This is a genomic window from Streptomyces naganishii JCM 4654, assembly GCF_014650575.1.
Lineage (GTDB): Bacteria > Actinomycetota > Actinomycetes > Streptomycetales > Streptomycetaceae > Streptomyces > Streptomyces naganishii.
The window spans coordinates 138,119-153,018 of record NZ_BMVF01000013.1; the positions used below are offsets into that span (position 1 = coordinate 138,119).

Here is a 14,900-nt window from a genome sequence, read left to right on the forward strand (position 1 = left end):
GGGCGCGGGCCCAACTCCGTTCATCCGAAGGAGCCGTGATGCAGGTCGACGATGCCGGGGCGATCCGTCCCAACTCGGTTCTCATGGACAACACGACACTCTTCACCTGCCTTCCCATGGCCTCGGAGCCGGTGAGGCGGGAGTGCTACTGGGCGACCAAGGAGTGGGCCGACGATCTCATCGACCGCGGCATGTCCAACCTGGTCGAGTCCCTGATCCTCCACGAAGCGGTCTACGTCGACGGGGAACGGGGATATCACGCACCCGTGGTGGAGGAGATCTCCGAGCTCTTCCCCGGACTCCTCAGAGGAGTCGGCATCGGCGCGGACCGCGAGCAGGTCTTGCGGCGACTGTCCGAGGCGATGAGCGGCGGTGAGGAGCTCGACCGCGGTCTGTACAGCATCGCGTTCCACGCGTCCCGCAGCCGCCGCACCGGCGAGCCCCTGCACCTGTCGCACATCTACGGCTTCCTCCACGAGGAGATGCAACGCGCCGGACTTCCCGGCTACGCCCCCGAGCCCGGCCGCACCGACCCGATGGTGTTCCGCACCTTCTTCTACCTCGCACTCGCTGCCCGCACAGGACTGCCGTACACGCCTTACTCGTTGAGGAACCCCATCCTGCTGGCCCTGTCCGAACGCGGCCTCACCCACCTCGTCGGCGGGCGCCCTCGGCACGCGAGCTGGGAATACTACGCGGAGATCGCGAAGAAGATCCTGTGGTCCTTCGACGATCAAGTGCGCCGCGCCTTCTCCGACCGGCTCCAGGAAGGGCCCGTCAGCCTGCCCGCCCTGCCGATGCCCGGCTTCTGGGAGATCATCAGGGAGCGGGCGCAGCATCCGGCGGCCGTCGCTGAACAAGTCCTCGAGTTGCGAGAGCGAGCCGCGCCGTATCGCGAGTACGTCGGTCAGCTGTCAGCCGCCTACGAGTCGGGTGATCTGTTGCTGCTGCGCCGGCAGCAGGAACTCCTCGCCGACCTCATGGCGCGGCTGGGTTCGGCCATGCGCGTACCGCGGGTGGAATGGAAGCGTGTCGTCGTGCCCGTGAGGGTCAAGTCCCCCTTTCTCGAGCTCGATCAAGTCTCGTTCCGGGTCCCGGCTCCCAGCCGCTTCCGCGGACCCCAGTTCGCCTTCTTGCACGACTGGACGACTCGTCGCCTCTGAACGCGGGGCGTCGGGCGGGCCCCGGCGGCCCGCTCGTCCGTCGCGGTGGCGCGGAAACGTACCGGAGGGGAAGTGGGCCGAGCGTGGCTCAGGTGGCGTCTTCGGATGACGGTTCACGTTCGCTGGTTTCCGGGGGCTCGGGGGCGTTCAGGTCGAAGTGGAGGCCGATCATCCGGATCAGGAAGCAGGCCGACGCGGCTCCCAGTGCGGCCGGCAGACCGTAGAGGCCCCATTCGATCGTGCCGACGGTCACCGCGGCCCCCACCAGGGCGGGGATGGCGTACAGGCCGCTGCGCAGTACCGACGGGATCTGCCGGACGAGGGTGTCGCGGATCGTTCCCCCGCCCACCGCGGTGATCACCCCGAGCAGGATCGAGGGCGCGACTCCCAGACCCGAGGACAGCGCTTTGCTGGAGCCGATCACCGCGAAGGTGCTCAACCCGACCGCGTCGAGGACGTTGATCGTCTGCTCCAGCCGGCGCAGGTGCTTGCTGAGGGCGAAGGCGATCAGGCCGCCGGCGGCGGCGAGCGTGTAGTAGCGCCAGTCCACGAGGGTCGCGGGAGGGAGCGCGTCGATCAGGATGTCCCGGATGATGCCACCGCCCAGTGCGGTGATCATGCCGAGGACGACCACGCCCACCACGTCCAGCCTCGCGGCGCGCACCGCCGTCAGCGCCCCGTTCAGCCCGAAGGCGAAGGTGCCGGTCAGATCCAGGGCGAGCAACGTGACGGGTTCGGAGCGCATACCAGGTTCCATACCCTCATCGATCATGCCGCCTACGCGCACGCGTCAGGCTCACCCGCCTCCCACCTGGAAAGGGCACGGCACGTGCGCGCGGAAGGTCTGACGGCGACCGGATGTTCTCGTACCTCGCCGGAGTGTCACGCCCCGGAACCCGGCGTGATACGCCGTCCCCGCAGGCGGGGCGGCGTATCACACAGTGGTCAAGCCGGCCGGTCCGTGTCCGCTCCAGGGTGCGGGCTCTTACGGACGATCGGTCAGGCAGCGGTGCCGGAGTCCGCGTTCCTGCGGCGGCGTACGACGAACACCGCGCCCGCGCCGAGTGCGACCGCGGCGCCGCCCGCCAGGGCGATGGCCGGCAGGGCGGAGCTGGAACCGGTCTGCGCGAGGTGGCCCTGCGGCTCGATCTTGGTGTTGCCCGCGGGCTGGTGCTGGGGCAGCGGCTTCTTGCCGCCCTGCGGCTTGGCGTTGCCGGGGTCGCCGGGGGCCGTGCCGGCCTTGAGGATGTCGAACTCGTAGTAGCTGCCGTCGCCGGAGAAGACGCAGTTGCCCTCGTCGTCGGCGTACATGCCGATGCTGATGGCGTAGCCGAGACCGGCCGGGGCGCTCTTGTCGACGGCCAGGCGCAGATCGATGGAGAAGGACTCGTGGGCCTTGACGTCGGTGTAGCCCAGGTAGCCCGCACCCTCGTCGGTCTCGTCCAGGGAGATGGCCTTCCACGTGCCCGAGGCCGGGTCCTTGTACTGGAGGGTGAGGTGGCTGGTGTCGATGAAGTAGTCCTCCTCGTCCACCTGGGCGGCGAAGACACCGAAGTCGACGCGCTGGTAGGCGCGGTCCCCGGTGTTCTTCACGTTCAGCTTGAAGCCGTGGAAGCCGCTGCCCGCGACGATCTTCGAGGGCAGGCCGGACAGGCTGGTGCGGAGGTTCTTGTCGGTCTTGAACTCGTCGCCGCCGCACTCGACGGGACCCTCCGACGCGGACGCCGACACCGAGGGGGACGCGGAGGCGGTGGCGGAGGCCGAGGCCGCGGCGCTGGGTGACGAGGACGCGGAGGGAGCGGAGGAGGCCGAGCTGCTCTCGCCTCCCGCGGGCGTGGACTCCTCGCCCGCGGGGGTCGAGTTCTCGCCTGCGGGGGTCGAGTCCTCGGCACCCGGTGAGGACTCCCCCGCAGCGGGAGCGGGACCGCCCTCGTCCGGGGTCGACTCGGAGACCGCGGGCGTGGGGGTGACGTCATCGGTGGCGTACGCGACGGGGGCCGCGAGCAGCACTGCCGGGGTGACGGCGGCTGTCGCGGCGGCAAGGGCCAGGGAACGGCGAAGCTTCATAGGAACCTCAGGACAGGAGTGACGAGTGCGTTGCGTTCGTAGAGGTGACCTATAGGGAACGCAAAGAGTTGCCCAAGTCCGCATCACGGTTCGATCTCGCGCGGTTGGCGCTCAAATCGGTGCGCCCGGCGTACGCCGCCCCCGCCGAGCCGCCTGTCGTTGCGTCAGCCGCCCCGGTCCACCGGGGATTCGAAGCCGGGCGGAGGGGGACGGCTGTCGCGGAACCGGGATCCTAGTAACTGCCGTAGCCGGGTTTGCCGTTGGGCCGGTAGACGCCGACGACAGTGCCGCCTTTCGTGGTCGAGACGCTGACCGGCTCCAGCGCCGTGGGAATCGCTCCGCCCGCGAACAGCCGCTTGCCGGTGCCGATGATCACCGGGTGGATGGTCAGCCGGTACTCGTCGACCAGGTCGTGCCGCATGAGTGTCTGGGCCAGGTCGCCGCTGCCGACGACGTTGATGTTGCCACCGTCGGACGCCTTCAACTCCCGTACCGCACGGACGGCATCGCCCTCCAGCAGGGTCGAGTTCCGCCACTCCAGGTCCGTCAGGGTCCGGGACGCCACGTACTTGCGCATGCCGTTCATGCGATCGGTGAACGGGTTGCCGGGATCGGCGGTCGGCCAGTACGCGGCGAAGATCTCGTACGTCTTGCGGCCCAGCAGCATCGCGTCGGAAGGCTCGTACCAGCCGGCGACGGCCGCGCCAACCTCGTCGTCGGTCACCGGCTTCTGCCAGCCGCCGTGCTCGAAGCCGCTCTGGGCGTCCTCGTCCGGACCGCCCGGCGCCTGCATCACGCCGTCCAGCGTCAGGAACGTGCAAACGATGATCTCGCGCATGGTGCGCTCCCTTCGTCCACGGGTAGACCGCGCGACCGCCGAAAAATCACCGGCGACCGCGCGGAAGGCGTCGGGCGTCAGCGGACCGGTTCGGGGCGGTCGGCGGCCGGGTGCTCGGTGCCCAGGTGGGCGGTGAGGAATCGGGCGGCGCGGTCGAGTGCGGCGTCCGCCTCGCCGAGGAGGCCGTAGTGGTGCTGGAAGACGTGGGGCAGGCCGGACCCGACTTCGAGCGTGACCTCGACGTCGTCCGCGCCCGCGCGGGCGGCCAGCCGGACCGCGTCGTCGAGCAGCAGCTCGTTCGCCCCGGCCTGGACGAGCAGTGGGGGCAGGCCGGCGAGGTCGGCGAACACCGGGCTGACCAGCGGGTGCGCCCGGTCGCCCGCGCCGACGTAGAGATCGGCGTACGCACGCAGGTCGGCCTCGGTGAAAATGGGGTCGGCGCCCTCCTTGGAACGGATGGTTGCTCCGGCCAGGGTGAGGTCGGCCCAGGGGGAGAAGACGACCACGGCGGCGGGTTGCGGCAGCCCGGCCTCCCGGGCCGCGAGCAGCGTGGCGATGACCAGGCCGCCGCCGGCGGAGTCGCCGGCCATGACGAGGTCCTGCGGCGCGGTACCCGCCGCGAGCAGTTCGCGATAGGCCGCGAGCCCGTCGTCGACGGCCGCGGGGAACGGGTGCTCGGGCGCCAGCCGGTAGTCCACCGACACCGCCCGCAGCCCGGCGCGGCGGGCGAGTTCGCCGACCAGCCCTGCATGGGTCCGCGGTGAGCCGATGACGTAGCCGCCACCGTGCAGGTAGAGCAGCCGGCCGCGGTCGCGGGCCTTGGCCGGTTCCAGTTCCAGGGTCGGCCGTCCGCCCAGGAGTGTCTGGCGGGTGACCACGCCCTCCGGGGCGGGGCGGGTGACAGCCGCGGCGAAGCCGCTGCGCTGCTGCTCTACGCCGGGCCGCGTCTCGCTGCGAGGGACGGAACGAAGCATGGCGTCCAGGGCGTCGCGCTGCTCTCGGGACATGTCGGGCCTCCGGTGGGTTCGGGGTGCGAGGATGGATTCCTCGGAATCCATCTGTTCGAGCCCAACCGGATTCCACGGAAGATGATTCCTGGGAAGCTACTGGAGTTAGTGTGAGACACGTCACTCAGACCTTCACCGACCTCGTCCGCGTCGAGACCCGGCTCTACAACGCGGTGAACGCTCGGTTGCGCGCCGAACGAGGGCTGGGCCTGGGGCAGTTCGAGCTCCTGGAAGTCATCGACCGCGTACCGGGATGCCGCGTGCTCGACATCGCCGGCGAACTGGCCATCACCGTGGGGGCCGTCAGCAAGGCCGTCGACCGGCTGGTGACGGCCGGTTGGTGCCGGCGGGTCGCACACCCACAGGACCGCCGCTCGTCCGTCCTCCGCCTCACACCCGAGGGCGAGACGCAACTGGCCGCATCCCGCCCGGCCGTCGAGAGCGAACTCGCCTCACTGACCGCGGCGGTGGCCCCCGACGACCTCGCCCGCATCGCCTCGGTCCTGGCCACTCTCCGCGCCACCCTGGAAGCGGCCTCCCACGGCCAGCCGGGCTGAGGTGGCGCAGCCCCAAGCCCTTTCCGGGTACCCCAAGTCCTTTCCCGTCCCCGGCGCCACGTCCCGCAGGCGGGCCAGGCCGTGTCCGGCGATGCCAAGGGCCGTGTCGGCGGCGTCACTGCGGGCGGTGTGGGACGCCGGTCTAGGACGCGCCGTCGCCGGCGGCCTCACTGCGGTGCGGCTCCAGGCGAGCGACCGCTTGCTCGCTCCACGCCCGGATGACTGACGCCTGCTCGGGGGTCAGCGAGTCGAGGAAGTGGCGGCGGATGTTGCCGCCGTGCACGAGGACGGCACTCTGGGCGGCGCGGCGTCCCTCGGCGGTCAGCCCGACCCCCGCGCGGCGGCCATCGGCCCCGTACTGGGTGCGCTTGACGAAGCCGCGTTTCTCCATGCGCGTCAGCTGATGTGAGACGCGGCTCTTGTCCCAGTCGAGCGACTCGGAGAGCTCGCCGACACGCATCTCGCGGCCGGCGGCCTGCCACAGCGTCACCAGCAAGCTGAACTCTGCCTTCGAGATGTCGCAGTCACGCTGCAGACCACGCTCCAGCTCTCTGGTGAGCAGGCGCTGCGCGCGCATCCAGGTATCCCAGAACTCCCACTCCTCGGGTTCCAGCGATCGAGTCTCCGTCATATCGCCGAGGATACCGCGACCAGCGGAGTTGTCACTTCAACTCACCTCGATCTAGAGTTGACGCGACAACTCTCCCGGAGGGAAGCCATGCCGCTTCGCATCGCAGTCATCCTCGGAAGCACCCGCCCCGGACGCCGCGGCGAGCAGATCGCCGCCTGGGCACTGGAGGCCGCCCGTGCCCACGGCGGCGCCGACTACGAACTCGTCGACCTCGCCGACCACGACCTCGGCAACCTCGACGAGCCCGGCAACCCGAACTTCCAGCAGTACCAGCACGACCACACCCGCGCCTGGGGCGCACTCATCGACAGCTTCGACGGCTACGTCTTCCTCGTCCCCGAGTACAACCACTCCTACCCCGGAGCCCTGAAGAACGCCCTGGACTACGTCTACCGGGAGTGGAACGACAAGGCCGCCGGGATCATCAGCTACGGCGGCTGGGTCGCCGGGGCAAGGGCCGCCGAGGCGCTGCGACTCGTCCTCGCCGAACTCCAGGTGGCCACGGTCCGTGCCCAGCCCACCATCTCGACACACCCCTCGTTCCGCACCGGCACCTTCGTCCCGCAGGAGGGCCTCGACACCGCCGTGGACAACATGCTCGACCAGGTGATCGCCTGGTCCGCCGCCCTGCGCGGGGTGCGCCAGGCCAGGACACAGACGCCCACGGCTGCGTGAGGTCCCGACCAGAACCGGCTCGGGTCCGCGCCGCCGATCTGCTGGGCAGGCCTCCGGGCCCGGCACGCACCGCCGGCGTGCTCGTCCCGTGGCGAGGACGGCCCACGTGACGCACACGCCTGCTGCTCGAAAGTCGCTGTTATGGTGCGCCCATGTCGTCGATCAAGCAGGTCCAAGTCACCTTCGACTGCGCGGAACCCGAGCGCGTCGCCCGATTCTGGTGCGAGGTGCTGGGCTACGTCGTATCGCCGCCGAAGGGTTACGCCACGTGGGACGACTTCGACCGCACCCGGCCCCCTGAGGACAAGGGCTCATGGTTCGCCTGCGGTGACCCCTCGGGTGTGGGGCCGCGCCTGTTCTTCCAGCGCGTTCCGGAAGGCAAGGTCGTCAAGAACCGGGTGCATCTCGATGTGAGAGTCGGCACCGGGCTCGTAGGTGAGGAACGCCTCGCCGCGCTCGAGGCCGAGTGTGCACGGCTGCTGGAACTCGGCGCGAACCGCGTGCGGTTGCTGCACGACGACAACGATTCCTGCATCGTGATGCAGGACGTCGAGGGCAACGAGTTCTGCCTCGACTGAACTTGTGCTAATCGGCCTGGAGTCGATGTTTGCCGGCACCGGCCGCACGGGGGCACGACTCCTCCGTCCCCGGCGCGTGCCGCCGCTGCCATGGTGTGGTTGTCACCCTGGCAGCGGGCACGGGCGACCTGCGCCGCGGCCTCGACGAGTTCCTGGTCGACGGGGTGGGTCCGCTTGGTCATCTTCAGTCCGTTCCGTGCGTGACGTCCACCAGAACCTTGCCGACCGTGCCGCCCTCGACCGCGCGGTGCGCGTCGGCGGTGCGGTCGAGCGGGAAGCGGGTCAGCGGCAGGCCGTGCTCCTCGCCGACGGGCAGCGCCCCGTCGCGCAGCGCGGCGGCGACGTCCTCGGCGGCCGCGGTACGTGCCTCGGGGCCGGCCGTATAGAGGATCAGGAACTGCAGGCGGGCGTTCAGCACCATGTTCTGCAGGACGTTCAACTCGACCGGTCTGCCACCGTCGTTGGCGTACGTCGCGATCGTGCCGCGGGTCCGCAGTACGGCCAGGTCCAGGGCGAGGTTCGCGCCGAGTGCCACCTCGGCGACGATGTCGACGCCGTCGGGGGCGATCCCCCGGATCTCCGCGGCCGGGTCGCCCTCGCGGTAATTGACCACGTGGTGGGCTCCGGCGGCGGTGGCCAGCCGGGCCTTCTCCGGGCCGCTGACCGTGCTGATCACGGTGGCGCCGGCCCAGCGGGCGAGCTGGATCACCGCGTGCCCGACCGCTCCGGCCCCGCCCGCGGCGAGCACCACGTGTCCCTTGAGCGCCCCAGGGCCCAGCCGGCGCGGGCCGTCCTCGGCAACGGTGAGTGCGCGGTGAGCGGTGAGCGCGGGGACACCGAGTGACGCGCCGACGTCGAAGCCGGCCTCGTCGGGCAGCGGTACGGCCTGTTCGGCGGGCACGACGGTGAACTCGGCGGCGGTGCCGGTGGGCCGCCCCGCAGCGGCCAGGAAAACCCAGACGCGCTGTCCGACCCGCCCGCGGTCTACGCCCTCCCCGACAGTGTCGATCGTGCCGGCGCCGTCGAGGTGCGGGGTGACCTCGGGGAACTGCTTGGGGTGGCCGGCGCCGGAACGCGCCTGCCAGTCGGTCGGGTTGACCCCGGACACCGCGATCCGCACACGAACCTCGCCCGGGCCGGGCGCGGGCAGGTCCCGGTCGACGAACTCGAGCACCTCGGGAGCGCCGGTGTCGCGGTAGATGATGGCCTTCATGATCCGTCCTTGGCCTGGTCGAGCCTGCTGGGGCATGGCGGAGTCGGGGTCGCTGGAGCGCGGGGTGCGAGGCGTGGGGCGCGGGGCCTACGGCCGTGGGGGCGCGGGACATGACTGTGCCCCGGTCGCGGTGGTTGCGGCGGTCGCGGTCAGCCGATGGGTACTTCGCTGGAGCGGGACTCGACGGCATCGAGCGTGGCCAGGGTCGCGGCGTCAAGGACGATCTCGCTGACGGCGATGTTGGCCTCGAGGTGGGCGGTGTCGGCCGTGCCGGGGATGAGCAGCACGTTCGGGGCGTGGTGCAGCAGCCAGGCGAGGCCGACCTGGGAGGGAGTGACGCCCAGGGACTCGGCCACGGCGTGCACCGCCGGCTCGTCGGTCGCCTTGGGCAGGCCGGGGAAGGCACCGCCGAGCGGGAAGAACGGCACCCAGGCGATGCCCTCGGCCGTACACAACCGCAGCGTGTCCTCGTCGTCGCGCGACACGAGGCTGTAGGCGTTCTGCACGCAGGCGACGCCGGCGGGCAGGGCGCGGCGCAGTCCGTCGAGGGTGACGCTGCTCAGGCCGATCGCGCCGATCTTGCCCTCGTCGCGCAAGGCGGTCATCACGGCGAGCTGGTCGTCGAGATCGACGATCTGGTCCCCCTCGGGACGCAGCCCGGGGCCGGTGTCCAGGCGGCGCAGGTTGACGACCGCGAGCCGGTCGACGCCGAGGCTGCGCAGGTTGTCCTCCACGCTGGCGCGCAACTGCTCGGGCCGCTGCGCCAGACGCAGCGGCATGCGCCCGCCCGGGTCGGGGTCGGCCCCCACCTTCGTGACGACCAGGACGTCGTCCTCGGGGCGCAGCGCCTCGCGGATCACGTCGTTGGCGAAACCGAAGCCGTAGAACTCCGCGGTGTCCACGTGGTCGACGCCCAGCTCGACCGCGCGGCGCAGCAGTGCGACGGCCTCCTCGCGCCGGTCGTGCAGGCGCTCGAGCTGCAGTGCGCCGTAGCCGATGCGGAAGACGGTGCGGGCGGCGAACGGAGCGGTACTGGTGGTCATGACGCTGTTCCCTCGGTAGGGGTTTGCATGGCGGTGTAGAGCAGTTCGGCCTGGTACAGCGCCATGACCCGGTGGGCGATCGGGGTGGCGCGCTCCCCGGCCCGGGCCGGCTCGTCGTGCTCGACCTTCACGAGCCAGGCCGTGACGCACTCGTGCACCATCGCGCGCATCCGGTCGGTCATGTCTACGACGATGTCGCGGACGGCCGGATCGGTGGTCGCCTCGCTCCAGGTCTGCACGCCGACGCGGGCCTCGGCGGGGTCGATCGCGGCGATCAGCCGGGAGAGCAGCTCGTCGGGGTCGGGCGGGACGTCGGCCGCGGCGTACTGGCCGATGGCCTCGGCCCGCTTGTCGAGCACCTCGCGGGCGGCGGCCTGGACCAGGTCGGCCTTGTTGCGGTAGTGCGCGTAGATCGAGCCGGTCGAAAGGCCCGACTCGGCGGTGATGTCGGCGATGGACGTCCGCTCCAGGCCGTTGCGGCTGAAGCAGCGGACAGCGGCCTCGGCGATCTGAGTACGCCGGAGCTCCTTGCGCGCGTCGGTGAGCCGGGGCAACAGCATCCCTCCGTAAAGAGAATCAATGTTCTGCTTACTAGGTCCCACGCTAACAGAATCAGCGTTCTGTTTGTGGCCCAGCGCCCCTGCGGGCAGTCCCCCGACTGCCGGCAATGTCGATGTCAACGAATGACCAAGCCGGCCCGGAACTGATCGATCAGTTCCGGGCCGGCTTGGTCGTTCGTCGGAGACGGCCTAGCGGACGACGTGGACGGTCACCGGCGAGGAGACGCGGTCCAGCTTGGGGTGATGGTGGTGCTCGTCGGTCGCGTACAGCACCGAACGGAACTGCAGCTGACCCGGGTGCGTGACCTTGACCTTCGCGCGCGCGTTGCCGTCGTAGCTCCGCGCGACGGCGCGCCAGTGCCCCCAGTGACCGGGTTTGCCGGACCGTTCCTGTACGACGAGGATGGTGAACCACTCGGCGTCGTCGTCACCCGAGCCGTGCACCTTCACCACGTGGCCGACGTGCGCGGTGTGGGGGGTCGCCTCGATCGAGATGTCGCCCTTCGCGAACGCCGGGGTTACTGCCATTGCCGCTGAGGCCACACCCAGCGCGCCGACTACCGCGAGCCGCTTAATACCACGCTTCATGCGCGGATCTCCTTGGATCGGTGTCATCGTTCACTTTGCACCAACTTGGGCTCTCAACTCCCCAATTGGTGCTCTTTCACCGAAGAAGAGCAGTCGTCGCATCAAGAAGTTGGCCCCCGATTGTCACTACCTCGTAACTGTGCCGGACGACGGCCACACGTACCGACGTGCGCTGCGGCCGGCCGGCCGGCGACTTATCCTCATGTTCGGCCGTGTACGCGACGTCATGAAGGCCGCGTACGACAGTGCGGAGGACCGCTTGTGGGCACGGACGGGAACGGCGACGGCGAGCGCCTGCACTGCTTGGTCACCGGCGCGTCCGGGTACGTCGGGGGCCGGCTGGTGCCCGAATTGCTCCGGGCGGGCCACCGGGTCCGGTGCCTGGCCCGCTCCCCCGGCAAACTCCGCGACCACCCCTGGGCGGCGGACGTCGAGACCGCCCGGGGCGATGTCACGGACGCCGCCTCCGTCGCCTCCGCCATGCGGGGTATCGACGTCGCCTACTACCTGGTGCACGCCCTCGGCACCGGCTCGGGATTCGAGGACACCGACCGCCGCGCGGCCCGTATCTTCGCCGAGCAGGCACACGCATCCGGTGTACGGCGGATCGTCTACCTCGGCGGGCTCACCCCGCGGGGCATTCCGGAGCGGGAGCTGTCCGCCCATCTGAGGTCGCGCGCCGAGGTGGGACGGATCTTCCTGGACGGTCCCGTACCGGCCACGGTGCTGAGGGCGGCCGTCGTCATCGGCTCAGGATCGGCGTCGTTCGAGATGCTCCGCTACCTCACCGAACGGCTGCCGGTCATGGTGACCCCGAGCTGGGTGCACACCCGCACGCAGCCCATCAGCATCCGGGACGTGCTGCGCTACCTCGTCGGCTCGGCCACCATGCCAAAGGATGTCGACCGGGCGTTCGACATCGGCGGCCCCGACGTCCTCACGTACCGGGAGATGATGTGCCGCTACGCCGAGGTCGCCGGGTTGCGGCGCCGGCTCATCCTGCCGGTGCCCGTCCTCACTCCCCGGCTGTCCAGTCACTGGGTCGGGCTCGTGACGCCGGTGCCCGCTTCGCTCGCCCGGCCCCTGACCGAGTCGCTGCGCCACGAAGTCGTCTGCCACGAACACGACATCGCGCGATACGTGCCGGACCTGCCGGACCGGCCGCTTCCCTTCGACCAGGCGCTGCGCCTCGCCCTGCAAAAGGTGCGGGACGCCCAGGTCACCACCCGCTGGTCGTCGGCCTCCGTGCCCGGCGCGCCCAGCGACCCGCTGCCCACCGACCCGGACTGGGCCGGCGGCAGTCTCTACCGGGACGAGCGGCAGTCGCCGGTCCACGCGTCCCGGGACGCACTGTGGAAGGTGATCGAAGGGATCGGCGGCGACAACGGCTGGTACTCCTTCCCGCTGGCCTGGGCCGTCCGGGGCTGGCTGGACCGGTTCGCCGGGGGTGTCGGCCTGCGCCGCGGCCGGCGCGACGCCGAGCACCTGCGCGCAGGCGACTCACTGGACTTCTGGCGGGTGGAGGAGATCGAGCCCGGTCGTCTGCTGCGCCTGCGCGCGGAAATGCGGCTGCCCGGCCTCGCCTGGCTGGAGATGCGCGTCGAGACCGACGAGGCGGGCCGCACGCTCTACCGGCAGCGCGCTCTGTTCCACCCGCGCGGACTGCTGGGCCACGCCTACTGGTGGAGCGTGTGGCCGTTCCACGCCCTCGTCTTCGGCGGCATGGCCCGCAACATCACCCGGGCCGCCGCGAAGGCCGTGAACGACGATGTCACGGCCTTGAAGTCGGCGAAGGCACGCTGACGCGACCGGCGTGCGGGCTCCCGGGCCCCGGCCGTACCGATCGGGCCGCTCGGGCCGCCCGGTCTCCCCTTCGCTCGCTCCACGCCGGGTCACCGATGCCTGCCCGGGGCGCGGCGCGCCGAGGAAGCGCGGCGGACGGTGCCGCCGTACACCAAGCTCGGGTCCGACGTCTTCGAGGCCGCCGAGGGACGGTGGGTGAGCCGCCGTAGCCGTACGCAAGGGGCCGCAGCCGGAGCGGTTCGCCGGCGCGGAGGGGGCACTCGCACACCGCACGCCGTACACATCAAGGAGCCATCATGCGGTACCGGAAACTGGGCAGCTCGGACCTGGAGGTCTCGGAGATCTCGCTGGGGTCCTGGCTGACCTACTCCGGCGGCGTCGAGGCGGACGCCACCCGCGCCTGCACCGAAGCGGCCTTCGAGGCCGGCATCAACTTCTTCGACACCGCCAACGTCTACGGGCAGGGCGCCGCCGAGACCGCGTGGGGCGAGATCCTCTCCACCCGTCCCCGCGACTCCTACGTCCTGGCCACCAAGGTCTACTTCCCGATGTCGGACGACCCCGCCGACCAGGGCCTGTCCCCGGCGCAGATCGCCAAGCAGATCGACGCCTCCCTGACCCGCCTCAAAACCGACCACGTCGACCTCTACCAGGCCCACCGCTTCGACGCGTCCGTGCCGGTCGAGGACACGATCGACGCGTTCCGGAAGGTCGTCGAACAGGGCAAGGCCCGCTATCTGGGGTTCAGCGAGTGGACCCCGGAGCAGATCCGGACCGCGATCGACATCGCCGGCCCCGACCTGTTCGTCTCCTCCCAGCCGCAGTACTCCATGCTGTGGCGGGCCCCCGAGGCCGAGGTCTTCCCGCTCGCGGCCGCCAACGGCATCTCACAGATCGTGTGGTCGCCGCTGGCCCAGGGCGTCCTCACGGGCAAGTACAAGCCCGGACAGCCCGCACCGCAGGGCAGCCGGTTCGCCAGCGACACCATGGCCGTCGCCAAGGACCTCGTCTACAGCGACGCCATCCTCGAAGCGGTCCAGCGTCTCGTCCCGATCGCCGAGGAGGCCGGGATGAGCATGCCCACCCTGGCCCTGGCCTGGGTGCTGCGCCGCAGCGAGGTCGCCTCCGCGATCGTCGGCGCCTCCCGCCCCGAACAGGTCCACGCGAACGCCGCCGCCTCGGGTGTCGAGTTGCCCGACGACCTGCTGGCCGCCGTCGACCAGGCCCTCGGCGACACCCCCGTCACCGAGCCCACCCTCGCCCCGGGCGCCGACGCGGGGATCAAGCGCCGGTGACTCGGGCCGGTCAGGAATCACCGCAGGTTTCGCGGACGTAGCCCTCGCTGCCCGCCGGCACGACGTCGCGGTCGCGGCGGACGATGCTGATCTTGTCGCCCCAGCCCTCGCAGGCCTTCTTCAGGCCCTGCTCGCTGTACTCGATCACGATCACGTCGTCGCCGAACGCGTCGGTGTAGTCGCCGCATTCGCCGTACTGGCCGCACTCCTCCACGACGGCGAAGTCGACGCCGACCGCCTTGCGGGCCGGGGCGAGTTCGGAGGTGTTCTTCTGGCCGACGGCCAGGCCCTCGCGGTGGGCGTGGGCGGAGAGCAGGGAGAGGAACGCCTTCGCGTCGCCGGCGGTCAGCAGCCCGCGGGGAACGCGGGTGTAGCTGTCGTAATTGTCGGGCTCGACGGCCTCGTAGCCCTTGGCCGCGCATTCGTCGATCCAGGCGTTCACCTTCCGCGCGATGCGTGCGCGCTTGGCGTCCGTGTGGATGTCCAGGACGGCCTCGCCCCAGTCCTTGTCCATGACGACCTTGCCGCCCTTGTCGCGCAGCAGCAGGTCGGCGTCCCACTTCTTCTGCGCGTCCGGCTGGGCCTGGAAGGCGTTGACGTAGCAGATGTTGTAGACGCCCTTCGCGGGCGGTGCCGTGTGGTCACGGGTGACGACGGCAACGCCCTTCGGCGGGGAGTACGGACCACCGAGTTGGTAGTCGAAGTCCGCGTGCGCCGGGGGAAGTCGCACCGCGGTGTCCTTCCCGCTCGAACAAGCGGCAAGGAGAAGCGAGGCAACGGCGGCCGACACGGCGAGCGTTGCGGCGGACTGGCGGGAACGGGCCCGGACGATGCGCATACTGACGAGTTCCAGGTGGGGGGCACGTCCCCGCCTCGGACGCT

The 14,900-nt window shown here is 70.7% G+C and carries 16 protein-coding genes and 1 pseudogene; 6 read left to right on the plus strand and 11 right to left on the minus strand.

Going from position 1 to position 14,900, the window contains the following annotated elements:
* Window positions 1–38 precede the first annotated feature (38 nt).
* On the plus strand, window positions 39–1,163 hold the full coding sequence (locus IE217_RS23470) for a hypothetical protein (RefSeq protein WP_190179892.1): 1,125 nt from the start codon (window positions 39–41) through the stop codon (window positions 1,161–1,163).
* Between the two features lie 88 nt (window positions 1,164–1,251).
* On the opposite strand, the gene IE217_RS23475 is transcribed toward IE217_RS23470, so the two are convergent.
* The 4 genes from IE217_RS23475 to IE217_RS23490 form a co-directional block, all read right to left on the minus strand.
* Complete coding sequence (locus tag IE217_RS23475; RefSeq protein WP_190179893.1) at window positions 1,252–1,908, minus strand: trimeric intracellular cation channel family protein; 657 nt, start codon at window positions 1,906–1,908, stop codon at window positions 1,252–1,254.
* A gap of 254 nt (window positions 1,909–2,162) precedes the next feature.
* The gene (locus IE217_RS23480; protein WP_190179894.1) at window positions 2,163–3,230 is read right to left on the minus strand and encodes an LAETG motif-containing sortase-dependent surface protein; all 1,068 of its coding nucleotides are present in this window, start codon (window positions 3,228–3,230) and stop codon (window positions 2,163–2,165) included.
* Between the two features lie 232 nt (window positions 3,231–3,462).
* Window positions 3,463–4,068, minus strand: coding sequence for a dihydrofolate reductase family protein (locus tag IE217_RS23485; protein ID WP_190179895.1), 606 nt, complete (start codon window positions 4,066–4,068; stop codon window positions 3,463–3,465).
* 77 nt (window positions 4,069–4,145) lie between these two features.
* A complete protein-coding gene (locus tag IE217_RS23490) occupies window positions 4,146–5,075 on the minus strand; it encodes an alpha/beta hydrolase (protein ID WP_190179896.1) in 930 nt (309 codons plus the stop codon).
* Window positions 5,076–5,185: 110 nt separating this feature from the next.
* Here IE217_RS23490 and IE217_RS23495 point away from each other — a divergent pair, with 110 nt between their 5' ends.
* Window positions 5,186–5,632 (plus strand): MarR family winged helix-turn-helix transcriptional regulator, encoded by a 447-nt coding sequence (locus IE217_RS23495; protein WP_190179897.1) that lies wholly within the window; start codon window positions 5,186–5,188, stop codon window positions 5,630–5,632.
* 142 nt (window positions 5,633–5,774) lie between these two features.
* Here IE217_RS23495 and IE217_RS23500 read toward each other — a convergent pair whose 3' ends face one another.
* On the minus strand, window positions 5,775–6,263 hold the full coding sequence (locus IE217_RS23500; protein ID WP_190179898.1) for a MarR family winged helix-turn-helix transcriptional regulator: 489 nt from the start codon (window positions 6,261–6,263) through the stop codon (window positions 5,775–5,777).
* A gap of 87 nt (window positions 6,264–6,350) precedes the next feature.
* Here IE217_RS23500 and IE217_RS23505 point away from each other — a divergent pair, with 87 nt between their 5' ends.
* Window positions 6,351–6,938 (plus strand): NADPH-dependent FMN reductase, encoded by a 588-nt coding sequence (locus IE217_RS23505; protein ID WP_190179899.1) that lies wholly within the window; start codon window positions 6,351–6,353, stop codon window positions 6,936–6,938.
* 152 nt (window positions 6,939–7,090) lie between these two features.
* On the plus strand, window positions 7,091–7,516 hold the full coding sequence (locus IE217_RS23510; protein WP_190179900.1) for a VOC family protein: 426 nt from the start codon (window positions 7,091–7,093) through the stop codon (window positions 7,514–7,516).
* A gap of 29 nt (window positions 7,517–7,545) precedes the next feature.
* On the opposite strand, the pseudogene IE217_RS34890 reads toward IE217_RS23510, so the two are convergent.
* The 5 genes and pseudogenes from IE217_RS34890 to IE217_RS23530 form a co-directional block, all read right to left on the minus strand.
* Window positions 7,546–7,698: pseudogene (locus IE217_RS34890) on the minus strand (cytidine deaminase); the annotation flags it as partial.
* A 2-nt stretch (window positions 7,699–7,700) separates the two neighbouring features.
* Window positions 7,701–8,729, minus strand: coding sequence for an NADPH:quinone reductase (locus IE217_RS23515; RefSeq protein WP_190179901.1), 1,029 nt, complete (start codon window positions 8,727–8,729; stop codon window positions 7,701–7,703).
* A gap of 149 nt (window positions 8,730–8,878) precedes the next feature.
* Window positions 8,879–9,772, minus strand: coding sequence for an aldo/keto reductase (locus IE217_RS23520; RefSeq protein WP_190179902.1), 894 nt, complete (start codon window positions 9,770–9,772; stop codon window positions 8,879–8,881).
* A complete protein-coding gene (locus IE217_RS23525) occupies window positions 9,769–10,332 on the minus strand; it encodes a TetR/AcrR family transcriptional regulator (protein WP_190179903.1) in 564 nt (187 codons plus the stop codon). Before IE217_RS23525 ends, IE217_RS23520 begins: the two co-directional genes overlap by 4 nt.
* Before the next feature lie 189 nt (window positions 10,333–10,521).
* Window positions 10,522–10,920, minus strand: a complete 399-nt coding sequence (locus IE217_RS23530; RefSeq protein WP_190179904.1) for a hypothetical protein — start codon at window positions 10,918–10,920, stop codon at window positions 10,522–10,524.
* 261 nt (window positions 10,921–11,181) lie between these two features.
* Here IE217_RS23530 and IE217_RS23535 point away from each other — a divergent pair, with 261 nt between their 5' ends.
* On the plus strand, window positions 11,182–12,723 hold the full coding sequence (locus IE217_RS23535; protein WP_190179905.1) for an SDR family oxidoreductase: 1,542 nt from the start codon (window positions 11,182–11,184) through the stop codon (window positions 12,721–12,723).
* A gap of 296 nt (window positions 12,724–13,019) precedes the next feature.
* Window positions 13,020–14,018, plus strand: a complete 999-nt coding sequence (locus IE217_RS23540; protein ID WP_190179906.1) for an aldo/keto reductase family protein — start codon at window positions 13,020–13,022, stop codon at window positions 14,016–14,018.
* A gap of 10 nt (window positions 14,019–14,028) precedes the next feature.
* On the opposite strand, the gene IE217_RS23545 is transcribed toward IE217_RS23540, so the two are convergent.
* Window positions 14,029–14,856: an endo alpha-1,4 polygalactosaminidase gene (locus tag IE217_RS23545; RefSeq protein ID WP_190179907.1), complete on the minus strand. Its 828-nt coding sequence runs from the start codon at window positions 14,854–14,856 to the stop codon at window positions 14,029–14,031.
* Window positions 14,857–14,900 lie beyond the last annotated feature (44 nt).

What these genes read in the sequence shown, in the direction of transcription:
- IE217_RS23470 (WP_190179892.1), top strand. Translation starts at nt 39, where the DNA reads ATGCAGGTCGACGATGCCGGGGCGATCCGTCCCAACTCGGTTCTCATG.
- IE217_RS23475 (WP_190179893.1), bottom strand. Translation starts at nt 1,908, where the DNA reads ATGCGCTCCGAACCCGTCACGTTGCTCGCCCTGGATCTGACCGGCACC.
- IE217_RS23480 (WP_190179894.1), bottom strand. Translation starts at nt 3,230, where the DNA reads ATGAAGCTTCGCCGTTCCCTGGCCCTTGCCGCCGCGACAGCCGCCGTC.
- IE217_RS23485 (WP_190179895.1), bottom strand. Translation starts at nt 4,068, where the DNA reads ATGCGCGAGATCATCGTTTGCACGTTCCTGACGCTGGACGGCGTGATG.
- IE217_RS23490 (WP_190179896.1), bottom strand. Translation starts at nt 5,075, where the DNA reads ATGTCCCGAGAGCAGCGCGACGCCCTGGACGCCATGCTTCGTTCCGTC.
- IE217_RS23500 (WP_190179898.1), bottom strand. Translation starts at nt 6,263, where the DNA reads ATGACGGAGACTCGATCGCTGGAACCCGAGGAGTGGGAGTTCTGGGAT.
- IE217_RS23505 (WP_190179899.1), top strand. Translation starts at nt 6,351, where the DNA reads ATGCCGCTTCGCATCGCAGTCATCCTCGGAAGCACCCGCCCCGGACGC.
- IE217_RS23510 (WP_190179900.1), top strand. Translation starts at nt 7,091, where the DNA reads ATGTCGTCGATCAAGCAGGTCCAAGTCACCTTCGACTGCGCGGAACCC.
- IE217_RS23515 (WP_190179901.1), bottom strand. Translation starts at nt 8,729, where the DNA reads ATGAAGGCCATCATCTACCGCGACACCGGCGCTCCCGAGGTGCTCGAG.
- IE217_RS23520 (WP_190179902.1), bottom strand. Translation starts at nt 9,772, where the DNA reads ATGACCACCAGTACCGCTCCGTTCGCCGCCCGCACCGTCTTCCGCATC.
- IE217_RS23525 (WP_190179903.1), bottom strand. Translation starts at nt 10,332, where the DNA reads ATGCTGTTGCCCCGGCTCACCGACGCGCGCAAGGAGCTCCGGCGTACT.
- IE217_RS23530 (WP_190179904.1), bottom strand. Translation starts at nt 10,920, where the DNA reads ATGAAGCGTGGTATTAAGCGGCTCGCGGTAGTCGGCGCGCTGGGTGTG.
- IE217_RS23540 (WP_190179906.1), top strand. Translation starts at nt 13,020, where the DNA reads ATGCGGTACCGGAAACTGGGCAGCTCGGACCTGGAGGTCTCGGAGATC.
- IE217_RS23545 (WP_190179907.1), bottom strand. Translation starts at nt 14,856, where the DNA reads ATGCGCATCGTCCGGGCCCGTTCCCGCCAGTCCGCCGCAACGCTCGCC.